General features: G+C 45.5%; 20 protein-coding genes and 2 tRNA genes. 17 read left to right on the top strand and 5 right to left on the bottom strand.

Annotated features, from left to right (window positions below):
• Positions 1-31: 31 nt before the first annotated feature.
• The 9 genes from SHD_RS07445 to SHD_RS07405 are packed head-to-tail and all read left to right on the top strand — an operon-like array spanning position 32 to position 6,602.
• A complete protein-coding gene (locus tag SHD_RS07445; protein ID WP_023266541.1) occupies positions 32-478 on the top strand; it encodes a nuclear transport factor 2 family protein in 447 nt (148 codons plus the stop codon).
• A complete protein-coding gene (locus SHD_RS07440; RefSeq protein WP_023266540.1) occupies positions 478-1,278 on the top strand; it encodes an SDR family NAD(P)-dependent oxidoreductase in 801 nt (266 codons plus the stop codon). The genes SHD_RS07445 and SHD_RS07440 overlap by 1 nt, the downstream gene beginning before the upstream one ends.
• Positions 1,275-2,525 carry an NAD(P)/FAD-dependent oxidoreductase gene (locus SHD_RS07435; RefSeq protein ID WP_023266539.1) on the top strand — a complete coding sequence of 417 codons (1,251 nt, stop codon included), beginning with the start codon at positions 1,275-1,277 and terminating at the stop codon, positions 2,523-2,525. The genes SHD_RS07440 and SHD_RS07435 overlap by 4 nt, the downstream gene beginning before the upstream one ends.
• Positions 2,522-3,313 (top strand): DUF1365 domain-containing protein, encoded by a 792-nt coding sequence (locus SHD_RS07430; protein ID WP_023266538.1) that lies wholly within the window; start codon positions 2,522-2,524, stop codon positions 3,311-3,313. The genes SHD_RS07435 and SHD_RS07430 overlap by 4 nt, the downstream gene beginning before the upstream one ends.
• Position 3,314: 1 nt before the next feature.
• Positions 3,315-4,571, top strand: coding sequence for an SAM-dependent methyltransferase (locus SHD_RS07425; RefSeq protein WP_023266537.1), 1,257 nt, complete (start codon positions 3,315-3,317; stop codon positions 4,569-4,571).
• Positions 4,572-4,591: 20 nt separating this feature from the next.
• Positions 4,592-5,158: a DUF2878 domain-containing protein gene (locus SHD_RS07420; protein WP_235056955.1), complete on the top strand. Its 567-nt coding sequence runs from the start codon at positions 4,592-4,594 to the stop codon at positions 5,156-5,158.
• 24 nt (positions 5,159-5,182) lie between these two features.
• Complete coding sequence (locus SHD_RS07415; RefSeq protein WP_039977799.1) at positions 5,183-5,755, top strand: chalcone isomerase family protein; 573 nt, start codon at positions 5,183-5,185, stop codon at positions 5,753-5,755.
• Complete coding sequence (locus SHD_RS07410) at positions 5,743-6,291, top strand: DUF3833 domain-containing protein (protein ID WP_023266534.1); 549 nt, start codon at positions 5,743-5,745, stop codon at positions 6,289-6,291. Before SHD_RS07415 ends, SHD_RS07410 begins: the two co-directional genes overlap by 13 nt.
• A 29-nt stretch (positions 6,292-6,320) precedes the next feature.
• Positions 6,321-6,602: a hypothetical protein gene (locus tag SHD_RS07405; RefSeq protein ID WP_023266533.1), complete on the top strand. Its 282-nt coding sequence runs from the start codon at positions 6,321-6,323 to the stop codon at positions 6,600-6,602.
• A 76-nt stretch (positions 6,603-6,678) separates the two neighbouring features.
• On the opposite strand, the gene SHD_RS07400 is transcribed toward SHD_RS07405, so the two are convergent.
• Positions 6,679-7,023 carry a DUF3634 family protein gene (locus SHD_RS07400; protein ID WP_023266532.1) on the bottom strand — a complete coding sequence of 115 codons (345 nt, stop codon included), beginning with the start codon at positions 7,021-7,023 and terminating at the stop codon, positions 6,679-6,681.
• 153 nt (positions 7,024-7,176) lie between these two features.
• Between SHD_RS07400 and SHD_RS07395 the strand changes: the two genes are divergently transcribed.
• Positions 7,177-7,362, top strand: coding sequence for a hypothetical protein (locus SHD_RS07395; protein WP_039977797.1), 186 nt, complete (start codon positions 7,177-7,179; stop codon positions 7,360-7,362).
• A 56-nt stretch (positions 7,363-7,418) separates the two neighbouring features.
• Here SHD_RS07395 and SHD_RS07390 read toward each other — a convergent pair.
• Both SHD_RS07390 and SHD_RS07385 read right to left on the bottom strand, forming a co-directional pair.
• A tRNA-Thr gene (locus SHD_RS07390) sits at positions 7,419-7,494 on the bottom strand.
• A 6-nt stretch (positions 7,495-7,500) separates the two neighbouring features.
• A tRNA-Phe gene (locus tag SHD_RS07385) sits at positions 7,501-7,576 on the bottom strand.
• A 387-nt stretch (positions 7,577-7,963) separates the two neighbouring features.
• On the opposite strand from SHD_RS07385, the gene SHD_RS07380 reads away from it, so the two are divergent.
• Positions 7,964-8,515, top strand: a complete 552-nt coding sequence (locus SHD_RS07380; protein WP_023266531.1) for a cytochrome b — start codon at positions 7,964-7,966, stop codon at positions 8,513-8,515.
• 4 nt (positions 8,516-8,519) lie between these two features.
• Positions 8,520-9,095: a YceI family protein gene (locus SHD_RS07375; RefSeq protein WP_023266530.1), complete on the top strand. Its 576-nt coding sequence runs from the start codon at positions 8,520-8,522 to the stop codon at positions 9,093-9,095.
• A gap of 83 nt (positions 9,096-9,178) precedes the next feature.
• Here SHD_RS07375 and SHD_RS07370 read toward each other — a convergent pair whose 3' ends face one another.
• Positions 9,179-9,457 carry an oxidative damage protection protein gene (locus tag SHD_RS07370; protein WP_023266529.1) on the bottom strand — a complete coding sequence of 93 codons (279 nt, stop codon included), beginning with the start codon at positions 9,455-9,457 and terminating at the stop codon, positions 9,179-9,181.
• A 9-nt stretch (positions 9,458-9,466) separates the two neighbouring features.
• A complete protein-coding gene (gene mutY, locus SHD_RS07365; RefSeq protein ID WP_023266528.1) occupies positions 9,467-10,579 on the bottom strand; it encodes an A/G-specific adenine glycosylase in 1,113 nt (370 codons plus the stop codon).
• A gap of 179 nt (positions 10,580-10,758) precedes the next feature.
• On the opposite strand from mutY, the gene trmB reads away from it, so the two are divergent.
• The 5 genes from trmB to SHD_RS07340 all read left to right on the top strand — a co-directional run bounded on the left by trmB (position 10,759) and on the right by SHD_RS07340 (position 15,120).
• The gene (gene trmB / locus SHD_RS07360; RefSeq protein ID WP_023266527.1) at positions 10,759-11,475 is read left to right on the top strand and encodes a tRNA (guanosine(46)-N7)-methyltransferase TrmB; all 717 of its coding nucleotides are present in this window, start codon (positions 10,759-10,761) and stop codon (positions 11,473-11,475) included.
• Positions 11,476-11,520: 45 nt separating this feature from the next.
• Positions 11,521-11,847 (top strand): YggL family protein, encoded by a 327-nt coding sequence (locus SHD_RS07355; protein WP_023266526.1) that lies wholly within the window; start codon positions 11,521-11,523, stop codon positions 11,845-11,847.
• Entirely contained in the window at positions 11,847-12,761 is a 915-nt protein-coding gene (gene glsB, locus SHD_RS07350; RefSeq protein WP_023266525.1) for a glutaminase B, read from the top strand. Before SHD_RS07355 ends, glsB begins: the two co-directional genes overlap by 1 nt.
• A 177-nt stretch (positions 12,762-12,938) precedes the next feature.
• Positions 12,939-13,760, top strand: a complete 822-nt coding sequence (locus SHD_RS07345) for a YggN family protein (protein ID WP_023266524.1) — start codon at positions 12,939-12,941, stop codon at positions 13,758-13,760.
• A gap of 418 nt (positions 13,761-14,178) precedes the next feature.
• Positions 14,179-15,120 carry a LysR family transcriptional regulator gene (locus tag SHD_RS07340; RefSeq protein ID WP_023266523.1) on the top strand — a complete coding sequence of 314 codons (942 nt, stop codon included), beginning with the start codon at positions 14,179-14,181 and terminating at the stop codon, positions 15,118-15,120.
• The last annotated feature ends 448 nt before the right edge of the window (positions 15,121-15,568 follow it).

Raw genomic sequence — 15,568 nt, 5'->3', positions numbered from 1 at the left:
CTTGCAACTTATCCCTTAGGGAGTTATCTGGATGATAAACCAAGCGAAGATTGAACAGAGCGGTGTGGTTGATGAGTTTATCGCGCTCTATCAAGCATTAAACAAGGACAATCTGCATCTGTTGGCTCAGGTCTACGATGACAATATTTGTTTTATCGATCCTATGCATCAAGTGAATGGTTTAACTGCCTTGACTGAGTATTTTGCCAAACTCTACAAAAACATTGGCTACATTCACTTTGAAATCAAAGAAGTATTGCAGGATGACTTCCAAGCTTCGCTATTTTGGCAGATGCAATATCGCCATCCCAAGCTAAACAAGGGCGAACTCATCCGTGTCGATGGCATGAGCCAGCTTAAGTTTCATCAGCGGATTTACTTTCACCGGGATTATTTCGACTTAGGGCAAATGCTATACGAGCATTTGCCTTGTATGGGCGGACTCATTCGCTTGCTTAAAGACAGGGCGGCTAAGTGATGACCTCAGTGCAGATCCACAAAATCAACACTGTGCTGATCACTGGGGCAAGCTCAGGTATTGGGCTGCAATTAGCACAGGATTATCTCGCCGCGGGTTGGCATGTCATTGCCTGCGGGAGAGATAAAGCCAAGCTCGATGCCCTTGCCGACACTGTCTTAGTTGGCGCAACTTGCTTCAATTTCGATATTACCGAGCGCAGCCAAGTTCAGCAGGTTGCGACTCAAGTGGGGGATTTGTTGTCGTCTAGTGCATGTCAGCTGGATTTAGTGATCCTCAATGCTGGTGGCTGCGAGTATATCGATGACGCTAAACACTTTGACGACAGATTGTTTGAGCGTGTTGTGCACACCAACCTGATTGCCATGGGCTACTGCCTAGGTGCGTTTTTGCCTCTAATGGCGAAAGGCTCGCACTTAGCGTTGATGAGTTCGAGCGCGACTTACTTAGCCTTCCCCCGCGCGGAGGCCTACGGGGCTTCAAAGGCGGGCGTGCAGTACTTAGCCGCCAGTCTGAGGCTCGATCTTGCTCAACACGGGATATCTGTGAGTGTGATTTGCCCAGGATTTGTGGCGACGCCTTTGACGGCTAAGAATGATTTTGCCATGCCGATGCAAGTCGATACTCAATCGGCGTCAACGGCAATTCGTCGCGGACTTTTGCGCCGTGAAACCGAGATCCATTTCCCTAAACGATTTACTTATTTATTGAAATTAATGTCATTTTTACCTGCCTTTGTATGGCAAAAAATGATCCAACGGGATAGCCAGCCAAGGGCGCTTAAGGATGCAGGACGATGAAAAATATTGCCATTGTAGGGACAGGTATTTCAGGCCTAACCTGTGGTTACCTACTCAGCCAAGCTCACAAGGTTACTGTGTTTGAGGCCAATGACTATATAGGTGGCCATACCGCGACCGTGGATGTAGAGCATCATGGAAAACACTATGCGATAGATACTGGCTTTATCGTGTTTAACGATCGGACTTATCCCCGTTTCGAGCGGCTGTTAGCCCGTTTAAACGTTAGTATTTTACCGACTGAAATGAGTTTTAGCGTGCACAACGCCCTGACGGGGCTTGAGTATAATGGCCATAATTTTGCCAGTTTGTTTGCCCAGAAGCGTAACCTCCTAAATCCACGCTTTTGGGCTTTTTTAAACGAAATTGTGCGTTTCAATAAAAGCTGTAAGGCGATTTATCAACAGGATAATTATCCCGCTGGTAACTTAGGGGAATTCCTCGACCGCGAGCAGTTTTCTCGATTTTTTGCAGAACATTATATTTTGCCCATGGGGGCGGCTATTTGGTCATCGAGCATCGAGGATATGCGCGCCTTTTCGCTGCGCTTCTTTATCCGTTTCTTTGAGCACCATGGCTTATTAAACGTCAGCAATAGACCGCAATGGTATGTGCTCAAGGGCGGCTCTCGGAGTTATATTCCTGATTTGATTGCTCCTTTTAAAGACAACCTCCATTTAAACAGCCCGGTGAGAGCCATCGAACGCTATGCAGATGGCGTCAAACTCTATGTAAATGGCGAGTGGCAGGTATTCGATGAGGTGATCCTTGCGTGTCATAGCGATCAGGCGCTTAAGATGCTAACCGATGCCACCTCGGCCGAAAAAGCGATTCTGGGTGATTTGCAGTATCAAGATAATGAGGTGGTTTTGCATACCGATACCCGTCTTTTACCTAAGCGAAAGGCGGCGTGGGCCAGCTGGAATTATCGTTTGGATGGCAATCAAAAACGTCCCGCCTCGGTGACTTACAATATGAATATTCTGCAGCGCCTGCCTAGCGACGCACCAACCTTTTGCGTAACGCTCAACCAGACTGAACTGATTGACGAATCCAAAATCTTGCGTCGTTTTAATTATGCGCACCCTGTGTTTAATGAGCTGAGTTTGCAGGCGCAGGCACGTCGGGAAGAGATATCGGGTCAAAACCATACGCATTTTGCGGGCGCCTATTGGCACAATGGCTTCCATGAGGACGGCGTCCGCAGTGCCTTAGACGTATGTGCTCACTTTGGGATTGATTTATGAATGAGCTCAATAGCGGCATTTATTATGGCAAGGTAAACCATACTCGCTATACGCCAGTAAAACACCACTTTAGCTATCAAATGGCGTTGCTTGCGATTGACTTAGATGAGGTCGATAGCATCAGTGCTATGGGGAAGTGTTTTGCCAGCCAGCAGCGCGCGCTACTCAGATTTAATCCTAAGGATTACCTCCGCACTTTTACGACAAGGGACAACCAGAGTCGCCAACTTGAGATAAATGAGCCCAGCAGCTTTGCCCTTAAGCAGAGGGTGCTTGAGCAAGTTGCTGAGTTGGGCGGTCACCAGCCTTGTGACAGAGTGTTATTTGTTGGGCAGATTCGCCACTTTGGCGTGTATTTTAGCCCAGTAAACTTCTATTTTTGTTATCAAAATCAAAAGCATTTATATATGCTCGCTGAAGTGAGTAACACACCGTGGGATCAGCGCCACTGTTATTTAGTGGATTTATCCGCGCCAGCAGCAACGGATAAAGTGTTCCATGTTTCGCCTTTTATGAATCTCGATATGCGCTATAAGTGGCATGTTGAACCACCTGCTGAACGTTTAAATATCGGTATTGAGAATCTACCGAATCAGTCGGGTAAGCGATTGTTCAATGCTAGCCTGTCGATGACTCGTCAGTCGATCAATACGCAATCCCTTCGCGCCTTGTTGTTTCGCTTTCCGTTTATGACGTTGAAAATTTTCGGCGGGATTTATTGGCAGGCATTAAAGCTGTTCTTTAAGCGCGTACCTTTTGTGCCACATCCTGCTCAAGTGGAGAAATAAGATGGAAAATACTGCATCGCAATCTTCTGTTATTTCGGCAACATTGCCAGATAGCCTTGCCCGTAAGCTATTGCTCAAAGCATTAGAAAATCTCCCCCATGGCTGTTTAACGATAGTGGAGGGCGACAAGAGCTATCGCTTTGGTGAGCATCACAGTGATTTACATGCCACGCTGGTGGTAAAGCATCCGAGCTTCTATCGCCAAGCGATGTTTTCTGGCTCTATTGGCGCCGGTGAAAGCTATATCCAAGGTCATTGGACTAGCCCAGATCTCACTAAGGTTGTGCAACTGTTTGCGCGCAATCTGCCCTTGCTCGATAAAATTGAGGCGAAATTCGGTTGGTTGACGGGGTCGGTTAACCGTATGAAACATTTGCTGAATCGAAACTCTCAGCAGGGTTCTAAACGTAATATCTTGGCCCATTACGACTTAGGCAATGCCTTGTATGAGCAGTTTTTAGATCGCGAAATGTTGTACTCCAGCGCCCTCTATCCCGATAGCGCCGCGAGTCTTGAACAGGCGCAACTGCATAAACTGAAAACCATTTGTGAGCGGCTCGACTTACAACCTGGGCAGACCTTACTCGAAATCGGTACGGGGTGGGGCGCCTTAGCCATTTATGCTGCCAAACATTATGGTGTGCACGTGACGACCACAACGATTTCAGATGCGCAATATGCCTACGCGAAAGCGCGAGTCGAACGGGAAGGCTTAAGCGATCACATTACCCTATTGACTGAGGATTACCGTAATCTCGGCGGCACTTACGATAGATTAGTGTCTATCGAGATGATAGAAGCCGTTGGCCATGAGTACCTGCCCGGATTCTTTAAAAAGCTCGAATCCTTACTTAAACCCAATGGCCGCATGTTGTTGCAGGCTATCACCATCGCCGACCAACGTTACGATAGTTATCGCAAAGGTGTTGATTTTATTCAGCGATATATTTTCCCGGGCGGTTGCTTGCCTTCGGTGCACCAAATGGTTGGGCACTTGGCCAAGCGCACCGATATGCAGGTGTGGTCGATTGATGATATGGGACTCGATTACGCCAAGACGCTGAGGGACTGGCATAACAACTTCGATCGTGCCATCGAGCAAGTGCAAGCCCTTGGCTATGGCGACGACTTTATCCGCATGTGGAAGTTTTATTTAAGCTATTGCGAAGGAGGCTTTTTAGAGCGGACCACCAGTACAGTGCATTTAGTTGCGGTACGTCCAAGCTATCGTCTACCGAGCGCTGTGAGCAATGGTTAAGGTTTAGTGAGATGTATTTTATGGCGAGATCCTCTTTAAATATCTCCAAACGTCAGGGCTTTATACTCTACAACGCCTTGAGTTTTCAGTGTGTTTGGTGGACTAGCGTACTATTTGGCAATAGTACGCTGTTATTGAGTATTCCGCTGTTAGTAGTGCATTTTATGTTACTGCCGTGGGTGGAAACCGCTCGTGCAATCCCCCGTGATTTGAGCACAATGCTTAAAGTTGGGTTACTGGGTATGGCGATTGATGGCTTGCTGATTTGGATGGGCATTTTTGAGTTTCCGGTTTTTCCCGGTTGGTTGGCTTGTCTCTGGTTGCACTTTGCTGTGAGTTTGCACCATAGTCTTAGTTTTATCCGTACCTTTGCGATTGTTCTACAAGCCATTTTAGGCGGAGTATTTGGTTGTCTCAGTTACTTAGCTGGAGCAAGACTTTATGCTGTGAACCTTCCCTTTGGCGAGGGGATATCAGTTATTATCCTAGCCGTTATTTGGGCTATTTTATTACCTGTTTTCATCTATCTCTCCCGCAACCATAGGCTAAATCGTCAAACCGCTGATGCCCGTTTATATGGGAGTTAATCCTTGTATTGGTGGAGAAATCTGATGCTTCATATTTCATCAATCCAGTTAGTTATATGTTCAAAAAAGCGATATCTCAGTGCCCTGTGTGGATTACTGCTGCCATTAGCTGGACATGCTACCACGACTCAGGTAATCGAAAATCCTATGCACTCTGGGCTTATTGAGGTAGGTCGGGGCGAAATGGATTGGCTTTGGTTTAATGTCTATAAAGCCAAACTCATGACCAGCACAGGCAAGTACCAGAGTGGCGTTTATCCACAGTTATTAGACATTGAATATTATCGTGATATTGAGGCGGATGATCTGTTAGAAGCGACAGCAGATCAGTGGCGACACTTAGGCTATAGCAAGGATGAGATAGCCAATTGGCTGCAATTACTCAAGGGGATTTGGCCTAATGTGATGCCTGGTGATCACTTAAGTTTTAAGATTATCGATACTCAACATAGTCAGTTCTTTTTTAATGGCCAGCCGTTGAAGATTATCGACGAACCCAAATTAGCCGAAGCATTTCTGGCGATTTGGTTGTCGACTAACACCAGTCGTCCAAGCTTACGTGCGCAATTACTAGGAGAAAAATCATGCGATTGCTAAAACTGCATTGGGGTAAGCCTTTTATCTTAGGGTTATTGATGGTCAGCCTTTTGTCTAGCTGTTCTAGTGTCGATGTGAGTGATTATCAAGGCACCAATCCCCCCTTAGTGTTAGAAAGCTTCTTTAATGGTCCACTTGAGGCATCGGGTATTGTTGAGGATTTCAGTGGCAAAGTGATCCGTCGGTTTAATGTCACCATGGAGGCGAGTTGGCAGGGGACGGAAGGCATTATCAAAGAGTGGTTTGTTTATGATGATGGTGAAACCCAAACTCGCATTTGGCGTATTCAATCCCAAGGTGGAGGGCAATACACTGGCACGGCTGACGATATTCTCGGTACAGCGCAAGGGGAGGCGAGGGGAAGCGCGCTGCGTTGGCGTTATGATATGTTATTGCCTGTTGATGGTGACGAATACCAAGTACACTTTGATGATTGGATGTACCTAGTTAATGACAAAACCATCATTAACAAAAGCGATATTATTAAATGGGGCATCACAGTTGCCAAAGTGACCTTAGTGATCCAAAAGCGCTAGGATTTTTGCTGCAGAGTTAACGGTATAGCTTGGCTAATAATCCAGCGTTTCATGCTTTAGACTGGGTGAAATCAATCAATCAATCTTATATGGGCTTCACGATGAAAAAGCATTGGATATTATTGGCGGTACTCGCAAACCTTTCTTTAACCGCTTGCTCAAATATTGATTTTCGCTTTGAAGATACTTCAGAAAAGCAAGCAGATCCCAATCAACCCATTAGCGATCCTATGGTGCAGGATAATGAGCGTCGTGTTCGTGATGCGCGCGAAGATGGAAAGCTAGAGCCAAAGGATCCGATTAAATTCTAAGATTGGTTCAATCTGATCAGAGCTTGATTGAATTGTGCAGCCCTTACTTTGGCATAAGGGCTGCTGATACGGAAAATTAACCCGCTTGGCGACTATTATCCTCTGTCTTCTTATCGTAATACTCAAAGGGAAATTGATTACGGATCCTTTGCTGTAGGTTGTCATTCACATTCGCTGAAATATGCAGACGTACGTCTGAGCTTTTCTCTGCTCGGATTGTACAAGTGAGCTTTTCAGCCTTTGCTAATTGGCGACAGTCTCGCTCGAAGCGCTCGGGGATCTTGCCTTTATGTTGAGTCATCCTGCCATCTTTAAAATGCATTTCAAAAATAGTCAGTCCCTTCTTACCACCAAAAATCAACTTATAAACCAGAAACAAACCAATTGCGATGAAAACGAGCTTAAAAACAGTGGCTGTCATAGTGCCTCCTCTCTTATGTTTATAGGACAAAGATACTCTGGAGGCAGGGCTTTTAACAGTGCTCTAACACGCAATTTTAATTTGGCAAATTAGCGATTCTATCCTAATCTTAAAATTGTTAAGGAATTATCCCCTTTAGTTAAGGAAGACGCCATGTACCTATCAAATGCAGACCGTTGGTCTTTACTGTGCAAAAAACAAATTGATGTGATTGACAAATTATCTTCTCACTTTCCTGAGCGAAAAGAGCCGCTTAATGAGTTAACTCATGGCTGGCGACATTTACAGCATCAAGTCCAAGCGGGAGATAGGCCGATAGCGCATGAGCTGATAAAGTAAATTGCTAAATCACAGATACAAAAAAGCCACTCAGTGAGTGGCTTTTTTGTTTTTTATGGTGCCGGCACCAAGAGTCGAACTCGGGACCTACTGATTACAAGTCAGTTGCTCTACCAACTGAGCTATGCCGGCGAATGGTGGTGCCCGAACCCGGAATCGAACCAGGGACACGAGGATTTTCAATCCTCTGCTCTACCGACTGAGCTATTCGGGCAACTAAACTAAGCGTTAGTTTACTACTTTAAACTGACAACTTAATGCTGTCTCGTTCGAAGTGCGGCTATATTAGCGAGGGTGTTTATCCTCTGCAAGCGCTTTTTCCTGATAAATGATGTGTTCGACTGTTTAATGTGCACTTTGGCTGTTTTTTATCAATAAACCCATTGGGAACGGGATTATTTGATGCCGCAAAGTTGTTTTTCCTGCCGCGTGAGTAACCTGTTTAATCCCCGTAATCAGCGTTAACACCATAATTGCGCTAATATTTCTATATTTTAGAAAGATATGAGCTATTTTTACTGATTTTAGTTTTTATTTTTCGTTCTATGATAATGACTATTATTTGATTATACGACTAAGTGCAGAGGTTTAAACTCGCTATATGTTTAGAAATACAAAGTTGAATTATGGACTTATTGCTATTGCCTGCCATTGGCTGAGTGCGGTTGTCGTGATTGGACTCTTTGCCGTTGGTGTGTGGATGGTGGAACTGACCTACTACAGCCCATGGTACAAAACGGCGCCACATTGGCACAAAAGCGTTGGGATTTTGCTGCTGGGGGTAACCCTGTTTCGTTTAGTTTGGCGTTTGGTTAATCCAAAGCCCGCTTCAGAGCCAAATCACCAGACATGGGAAAAGGTTAGCGCCCAGATTGCCCATGGCGCGATTTACCTCTTATTACTGGTGATTATGGCCGCTGGTATTTTGATTTCGACGGCAGAGGGCCGTGGAATTATGGTTTTTGACTGGTTTGAGTTACCCGGCCTAACGCCACTGATTGAAAATCAGGCTGATATAGCAGGGGATATTCACCAATATGCCGCTTACAGCTTGATTGCTCTGGTTTTACTGCATGCGTTAGGTGCGTTAAAGCACCATTTTATCGATAAAGATTCAACACTACTCAAGATGATTAAATTTAACCGAGGATAATATAATGAAAAAACAACTATTAGCTGCTTTGATTGGCGCGTCTTTACTGGCTCCTATGGCTGCATCTGCCGCCGATTATGTGATTGACCGTGAAGGCGCCCATGCCTCTATTACCTTTAAAGTAAGTCACTTAGGTTATAGCTATGTAGTTGGCCGTTTTAATGATTTCAGTGGTGATTTCAGCTACGACGCTAAAAATCCAACGGCAGCTAAAGTGAATGTTAAAGTGAACACCTTAAGCGTGGACTCTAACCATGCCGAGCGTGATAAACACATCCGTAGTGCTGACTTTTTAAATACGGCTAAATTTGCAGAAGCGACTTTCGTTTCGACCTCGGTTGAAGACAAAGGCAATGGTGATCTGGTTATCACTGGTAACTTCACGCTAAACGGAGTGACTAAACCGCTGGCAATCCAAGCGCATGCTGTGGGTGAAGGTCAAGATCCTTGGGGCGGATACCGTGCAGGCTTTACCGGTACTACCACGTTTGCGATGAAAGATTACGGTATCAAGATGGACTTAGGCCCAGCGTCTGCCAATGTTGAGTTAGATTTAGTGGTAGAAGGTGTGCGTAAGTAACCTTAAGGTTACTGAGCTGCATTTATCAGCGAATAAAAAAGCGCCAACGGCGCTTTTTTACTTTAAGAGATAGTCACTTAGGTTTATTCCTGATCTTTTTCGGGCACAAAGCCTTCAATTTCCACTTCTTTTCCTTCGAAGAGGAAAGAGGTCATTTGCTCTTCCAAAAACTTACGATCATCAACATTCATCATGTTGAGTTTCTTTTCGTTAATCAGCATGGTCTGCTTCTTCTGCCATAGGCCCCAAGCTTCTTTACTGATGTTATCAAAAATGCGTTTACCTAAATCACCTGGATACAGTTGAAAGTCTAGGCCGTCGGCTTCTTTATTTAAATATACGCAATTGACTGTACGCGCCATGATTATTCCTTACTGCTTACTGACTGTAGCGGTTATGAGTGACTCCAAATTGGCTAGCACACGCTCGGTTGCGGCGGCGAGCCCCACTTTGGAAGGTTGATTGATGTTATACCAGAGAGACTGGTTTTGTTCCATGACTGCGCCCACGCTCTGCTTACCCAAGGTTTGCTTGTTGTAGCCATTCGCGTGGCTATCTAAATTCAGTAGCATGGGCTGAATATCTAAATGGAAATGGCTAAAGGTATGCCTAAAACCGATTAATGGTTCGAGTTGCGCAGCGTGATAACCCTGGGCTTCAAGCGCTGCATTGAGTGCGGCTTGAGTACTAAACTCGGGGAAGCACCAGAGTCCGCCCCAAATACCAGCAGGCTGGCGCTTAGCCAAGAAGACTTGGTTATCTTTAAGCAAAACCAACATCCAAGCGGCTTTCTCTGGGATAGTCTTCTTCGGTTTCTTACCCGGGAAATCGGTCTGCCTTCCCATAAGTTGGGCTTTGCAATCGACAGCCACAGGACAAGCAGCACAATTGGGTTTGCTGCGAGTACAAATACTGGCACCAATATCCATCATGGCTTGGTTATATTTTTGAATATCCTGCTCTGGCGTTAACTGCTCGGTGAGTTGCCAGAGTTGTTCTTCCACTGGCTTTTGACCGGGCCAGCCCGCAATCGCACCGTGGCGTGCTAATACACGCTTAACATTGCCATCGAGGATCGGATGATGTTGCCCAAGTGATAGGGATAACACTGCACCCGCGGTCGAGCGGCCAATACCTGGTAGCGCTAACACTTGCTCAAAGTCTGTTGGAAATTGCCCCTGATACAAATCGCGAATCATCTTAGCGGCTTTATGCAGATTGCGAGCTCTGGCGTAATAACCCAGGCCAGTCCAATGATGCAGAACTTCATCATCCGGCGCGTTAGCGAGGGCTAAGACATCGGGGAAACGTGCCATAAAACGCTGGTAATAGGGGATAACAGTCGCTACCTGAGTTTGTTGCAGCATAATCTCTGAAACCCATACGCGATATGGGGTTTTATCTTGCTGCCAAGGGAGGGTTTTACGACCGTGGTTGTCGTACCAATTAACGATACGTGTAGCAAAGGAGGCTGTAGATTTCATCGGCGCAGTGTAGCGGGAGATTGGTTGGCAAACAAGTAACAGACTATCGAAAAATCGGCCTAGATTCGCTCTCTAGGATAATCTTGTTATACTTCGCCTCCATTAGTGCTTGCACTGTAAGTTGAACTTTGGATAATGCCCTTCTTTTTAGATGGTGTTGTCCACGAGACGAGGCAAAAATGAGCGAAGTCACTACCGCTGAATTTAATGAAGAAGGCAAGTATCTGCGTAAGATCAGAAGCTTTGTCCTAAGAGAAGGTCGTTTGACCAAAGGTCAAGCGCAAGCCATTGAGACTCAGTGGCCAACAATGGGCTTAGATTACAGCCCAACACCATTAAACTTGACCGAAGTGTTTGGTCGCGAAGCCGATACTGTACTCGAAATCGGTTTCGGCATGGGTGCCTCTTTAGTACAAATGGCTCAAGAAGCTCCTGAGCTTAACTTTATTGGTATAGAAGTCCATAAGCCTGGCGTTGGTTCATGCCTAAGTGACGCCGCCGCTGCTGGGGTGACTAATCTTCGCGTGTATCACCATGATGCAATGGAAGTGTTAGAACATGCTATCGCCGATGGCAGCCTTGCGCGCGTGCAATTGTTCTTCCCCGACCCTTGGCATAAAAAGCGTCACCACAAGCGCCGCATCGTGCAGGCGGAATTTGCTGAGCTTATCCGTCGCAAACTAAAGATTGGCGGCGTGTTCCATATGGCAACCGATTGGGAAAACTACAGCGAGCATATGCTGGAAGTCATGAATGCGGCAAATGGTTACAAAAACCAATCCGCCGATGGTACCGTGGTGCCGCGCCCAGATCATCGTCCACTGACTAAATTTGAAGCCCGCGGCCATCGGCTCGGCCATGGCGTGTGGGATCTGATGTTTGAGCGTATTGCTTAACATCTTTTATTGATTTTATTTTTTAACACAACGGGGAAAATCACTATGGCAAAGAATCGTAGCCGTCGTTTACGTAAGAAAATGCGCGTTGATGAATTCCAAGAGTTAGGTTTTGACATTACTTGGACCTTCGATGCATCTGTCTCTGAAGCCGATATTGATGCAACGGTCGATAAGTTTATCGATGAAGTCATTGAAGCCCGTAAGTTAGGTTTCCACGGTGGTGGTCATATCGAGTGGGAAGGTATTATTGCGACCCAAACTATCGGTAAGTGCACCGAGGAAGATATCGCTGCTGTGAAGGCATTCTGGGCGGGTCAAAAAGTGACTCAACTCGAAGTTAGCGATCTGTACGATATCTGGTGGAGTTAATGCCAGAACAGGCGTTATTAGAGGAAGTGGTCGACAAAGTTCGACCCTTGCTCGGCCAAGGAAAGGTTGCTAATTATATCCCTGCGCTCGCCAATGTTGATGCCGGTAAATTGGGCATTGCCATGACCACTATCGACGGTGAAACCATAGGCGCAGGCGATTACCTTGAGCCATTTTCAATTCAAAGTATTTCTAAAGTTTTCAGCTTAACCTTAGCGCTAACTTTATATGAAGAAACCGAAATTTGGAGTCGCGTCGGCAAAGAACCCTCGGGACACTCCTTCAATTCATTAGTCCAAGTTGAGCTCGAGCGGGGTAAACCTCGCAATCCCTTTATTAATGCTGGCGCGTTAGTCATCGCCGACTTATTGCAGAGCCGTTTAGGGGCACCTAAGCATCGGATGTTGGAATTGGTCAGGGCGCTGAGTCAAAACGATAAAGTCTGTTTCGACAAGCAAGTGGCTGATTCTGAATATCAGCACAGTGCACGTAATGCGGCCATCGCTTATCTGATGAAATCCTTCGGTAATTTTCAAGGTGACGTCGATACAGTACTGCGCACTTATTTTCATTATTGCGCCTTAAAAATGAATTGCGCCGACCTCTCACGGGCGATGTTGTATTTAGCCAATCGCGGTAAAACCTTAGATGGTACCGAGCTTATTTCGCAGGTGCAGACTCGGCAGTTAAATGCCCTGTTAGCAACCTCTGGCTTATATGACGGTGCCGGTGAGTTTGCCTATCGTGTTGGTATGCCGGGTAAAAGCGGTGTTGGCGGCGGTATTATTGCGGTGATCCCCGGGGAACTCTCGGTCTGTGTTTGGTCCCCCGAATTAGATAACCAAGGCAACTCCCTCGCGGGGACGGCAATGCTTGAGCATCTTAGCCAGCGCCTCGGACGTTCAATCTTCTGATTTAACTCTTCTATTAGCACTGTTAGGCTAACTATTAGCGAAATTCACTAATCTGCTATCGGTGCTAATTTTTATAACTCCATACTAATCATATTGTTACAAAGTTGGCATGTCTTCTGCTGTTCGTCTTTTAGCATGTAGCTTAGTCGAATCCCTCAGATTAAAGGATGAACAACAATGAAGATAAATACGCTATTAACTGGAGTGGCATTATCGGGCGTTATTTTAGGCGCTTCTGGCTTGCAATCAGTACAAGCGAAAACCGAGCCGCAAATTGATGAGCGCTGTGAGGTTTCCCTTAATTATGATGTGAGAGTCGAGCCTAAAAAATTAGTGATGAGCGAGAAGGGCACCGAGAAGTATCGCATCGAGGTCGACAAGTTATATGTTGAAGGCAAGCAGGTCACCTTAACCGATAAACAGAAAAAGCTCGTGAGCCAATATGCCGATGAGGTGTCTACTCAGGTGCCTGAGGTGATTGAATTAGTCAATGAAGCGGTTGCACTGGCGTCTCAAGCTGTGGGAATGGCATTAACGCCGCTGATGGGCGATGCCGCAGGTGCTAAGTTTGATGAGATGATGGCGGGCGTGCAGAAGCGTGTCGATGCCGTAGCCTACAAACAGGGCGATAGTTTTTACCTTGGTGCGACTGAAGAGTCGATGCAAAACACATTTAACGATGAATTTGAACGGGAAATGGAGCAAATCGTGCAAAACTCCATTGGCACCTTGATGATGAATATCGGCGGCCAAATTCTTGCGGGCGACGGTGAATCCTTCGAAGCCAAGATGGAAGCATTTTCACAAAAAATGGATAAGCTAGGCGATGATATTGAGCAGCAAATTGAGTCCCAGTCTAAGGGGATTGAAGCGAAAGCCGACCGTTTATGTGACCGTTTTGAAAACCTGCTAGTGCTTGAAAATCAACTGCGTAAAGAAGTACCTGAATTAGCCCCCTATGTGTTGACGCAAAACACTCACCGCGAATTACGTGAATAATGCTCGCAAGGATAGTTAAGGTCTAAACGGGTTTGAGCCAGGTTAAGCCAACCTAACTGACACCATAAATACCGTGATATAAATGATAAAGCCTCAGCACGTTAAGTGTCTGGGGCTTTTTAATGAACAATTTTTATTAAGCAGATTGATATTAATCTCAATGCTTGCAGCTATTTAGTATGGAATGTTACAGTCTAAAGACTAATGTTTGGTATACTCTTAAAATATAATGAAAAGCTGGCAATTCAGTCAGATAAAAAACTCTACTTTAGCGGACTTTTTCGGGCTAAATCTCTACAACGAACCCATTTGCTGTGAGATATTAAGGCATTAGGGGATGCTCTATGGCATTTGTGCCGCATTCCTATGCTATTCCGAAAGTTTAAATCACTGTCGAAACTGCTTAAGGCGACTTTCCATGTTAGAACTATTAGAACCTATTGCGATTTTTACTCATGTGGCTAGAGCCGGAAGTTTTAGTGCCGCTGCAAGAAGGCTTGGGATCTCTAAATCTAAGGTCAGTACGCAGGTCGCCGATCTCGAGCATAGACTCGGTGTTCAATTGATCCAGCGTACTACTCGTAGCTTAAGTTTGACTGAAGCTGGGCATTTATTATATCTGCAAGGTGAAGAGTTACTCCGCGATGCCGAACAGGCCATTGCTAGCGTGCATAACTTAAACGACGCAACCCGCGGCGTGTTAAAGGTAGGGATTTCCCAGTCCTTTGGCGCTATGCATATCATTCCTGCTTTACCCTCTTTTATGGCTAAACATCCTGAACTCGAACTACAAGTCAGTTTGCTTGATCATAAAGTTGATGTGGTCAGCGAAGGTTTAGACTTATTGCTGACTATGTCAGAGCAATTACCGCTTGGTATGGTGGCGCGTCCTTTGATGAAATGTCAGTTCCTCCTCGTTGCCTCCCCCGATTACATTGCTAAACATGGTGCACCGTCACGCCCTGAACAATTAGTCGACCATAACTGCTTGGTGTATCAAGGTGAGTGGCATGAGCACAGAATGTGGCAGTTTAAAAAAGGCGATGATTACTGTGAGATTGGTGTCTCTGGTAACTTTAGGGTGGATAATGCTCCGGCTTTAAAATCAGCGGCGGTTAGTGGCTTAGGGGTTGTATATCTTGCTAGTTACTTGATGGAGGATGAAATCGCTAAGGGGACCTTAGTGCCGCTGCTGAGGGATTGGCAATTGACTCATCATTTACCGTTACAGGCCGTTTATCCTCGCCGTAAACACTTAGCGCCTAAGGTGAGCGCCTTCATTGAGTTTATTAAAGACCATATTGGCAATCCGCCTTATTGGGACATTCCCTATGCGGAACTCTTCAGTGAACGTCAGTAATGTTGGAAACATTGTTCTTAAAATGCGTTTAATGCGTTTTGGGAGCGTTTGTTGATATTTTTAATTTTTATTAATCAATAGGTTGCGTTGTTTTTGTTTTGCATTTCAGTTTGATTTTTTAGCATTGTCTGAAACAAGTTTTTGAAGCCTGTATTGAAGTCTGTTCTTAAATGAATACAATGGATATCAGATGATTCGGAATGACCTGAGTCCTACACTTTTACTGGAAATGACCCCTTTTGGTATTAGCGTACAGGTTGGCAGCAATGCAGTTTCGGATCACAGCCAGCAGAAGTTTGCGAACTAAAACAATGTTGGCTTTTAAACCATCATCCTAGTTTTTGGTTTACCTCAGCTCATTAGGCTGAGGTAATTTTTTTCTGATGGTTGAGTGCGGGAAACGAGTTTTGTCTCTCTGTACCCTAAAGTCACACCGAGTGTTAGCTAC

It is taken from the genome of Shewanella decolorationis S12, from assembly GCF_000485795.1.
Lineage (GTDB): Bacteria > Pseudomonadota > Gammaproteobacteria > Enterobacterales > Shewanellaceae > Shewanella > Shewanella decolorationis.
This window is presented reverse-complemented; position numbering and strand designations above follow the sequence as displayed.

What these genes read in the sequence shown, in the direction of transcription:
- SHD_RS07380 (WP_023266531.1), top strand. Translation starts at nt 7,964, where the DNA reads ATGTTTAGAAATACAAAGTTGAATTATGGACTTATTGCTATTGCCTGC.
- SHD_RS07445 (WP_023266541.1), top strand. Translation starts at nt 32, where the DNA reads ATGATAAACCAAGCGAAGATTGAACAGAGCGGTGTGGTTGATGAGTTT.
- SHD_RS07425 (WP_023266537.1), top strand. Translation starts at nt 3,315, where the DNA reads ATGGAAAATACTGCATCGCAATCTTCTGTTATTTCGGCAACATTGCCA.
- SHD_RS07400 (WP_023266532.1), bottom strand. Translation starts at nt 7,023, where the DNA reads ATGACAGCCACTGTTTTTAAGCTCGTTTTCATCGCAATTGGTTTGTTT.
- mutY (WP_023266528.1), bottom strand. Translation starts at nt 10,579, where the DNA reads ATGAAATCTACAGCCTCCTTTGCTACACGTATCGTTAATTGGTACGAC.
- glsB (WP_023266525.1), top strand. Translation starts at nt 11,847, where the DNA reads ATGCCAGAACAGGCGTTATTAGAGGAAGTGGTCGACAAAGTTCGACCC.
- trmB (WP_023266527.1), top strand. Translation starts at nt 10,759, where the DNA reads ATGAGCGAAGTCACTACCGCTGAATTTAATGAAGAAGGCAAGTATCTG.
- SHD_RS07345 (WP_023266524.1), top strand. Translation starts at nt 12,939, where the DNA reads ATGAAGATAAATACGCTATTAACTGGAGTGGCATTATCGGGCGTTATT.
- SHD_RS07410 (WP_023266534.1), top strand. Translation starts at nt 5,743, where the DNA reads ATGCGATTGCTAAAACTGCATTGGGGTAAGCCTTTTATCTTAGGGTTA.
- SHD_RS07395 (WP_039977797.1), top strand. Translation starts at nt 7,177, where the DNA reads ATGTACCTATCAAATGCAGACCGTTGGTCTTTACTGTGCAAAAAACAA.
- SHD_RS07415 (WP_039977799.1), top strand. Translation starts at nt 5,183, where the DNA reads ATGCTTCATATTTCATCAATCCAGTTAGTTATATGTTCAAAAAAGCGA.
- SHD_RS07375 (WP_023266530.1), top strand. Translation starts at nt 8,520, where the DNA reads ATGAAAAAACAACTATTAGCTGCTTTGATTGGCGCGTCTTTACTGGCT.
- SHD_RS07430 (WP_023266538.1), top strand. Translation starts at nt 2,522, where the DNA reads ATGAATGAGCTCAATAGCGGCATTTATTATGGCAAGGTAAACCATACT.
- SHD_RS07420 (WP_235056955.1), top strand. Translation starts at nt 4,592, where the DNA reads ATGGCGAGATCCTCTTTAAATATCTCCAAACGTCAGGGCTTTATACTC.
- SHD_RS07435 (WP_023266539.1), top strand. Translation starts at nt 1,275, where the DNA reads ATGAAAAATATTGCCATTGTAGGGACAGGTATTTCAGGCCTAACCTGT.
- SHD_RS07340 (WP_023266523.1), top strand. Translation starts at nt 14,179, where the DNA reads ATGTTAGAACTATTAGAACCTATTGCGATTTTTACTCATGTGGCTAGA.
- SHD_RS07440 (WP_023266540.1), top strand. Translation starts at nt 478, where the DNA reads ATGACCTCAGTGCAGATCCACAAAATCAACACTGTGCTGATCACTGGG.
- SHD_RS07355 (WP_023266526.1), top strand. Translation starts at nt 11,521, where the DNA reads ATGGCAAAGAATCGTAGCCGTCGTTTACGTAAGAAAATGCGCGTTGAT.
- SHD_RS07370 (WP_023266529.1), bottom strand. Translation starts at nt 9,457, where the DNA reads ATGGCGCGTACAGTCAATTGCGTATATTTAAATAAAGAAGCCGACGGC.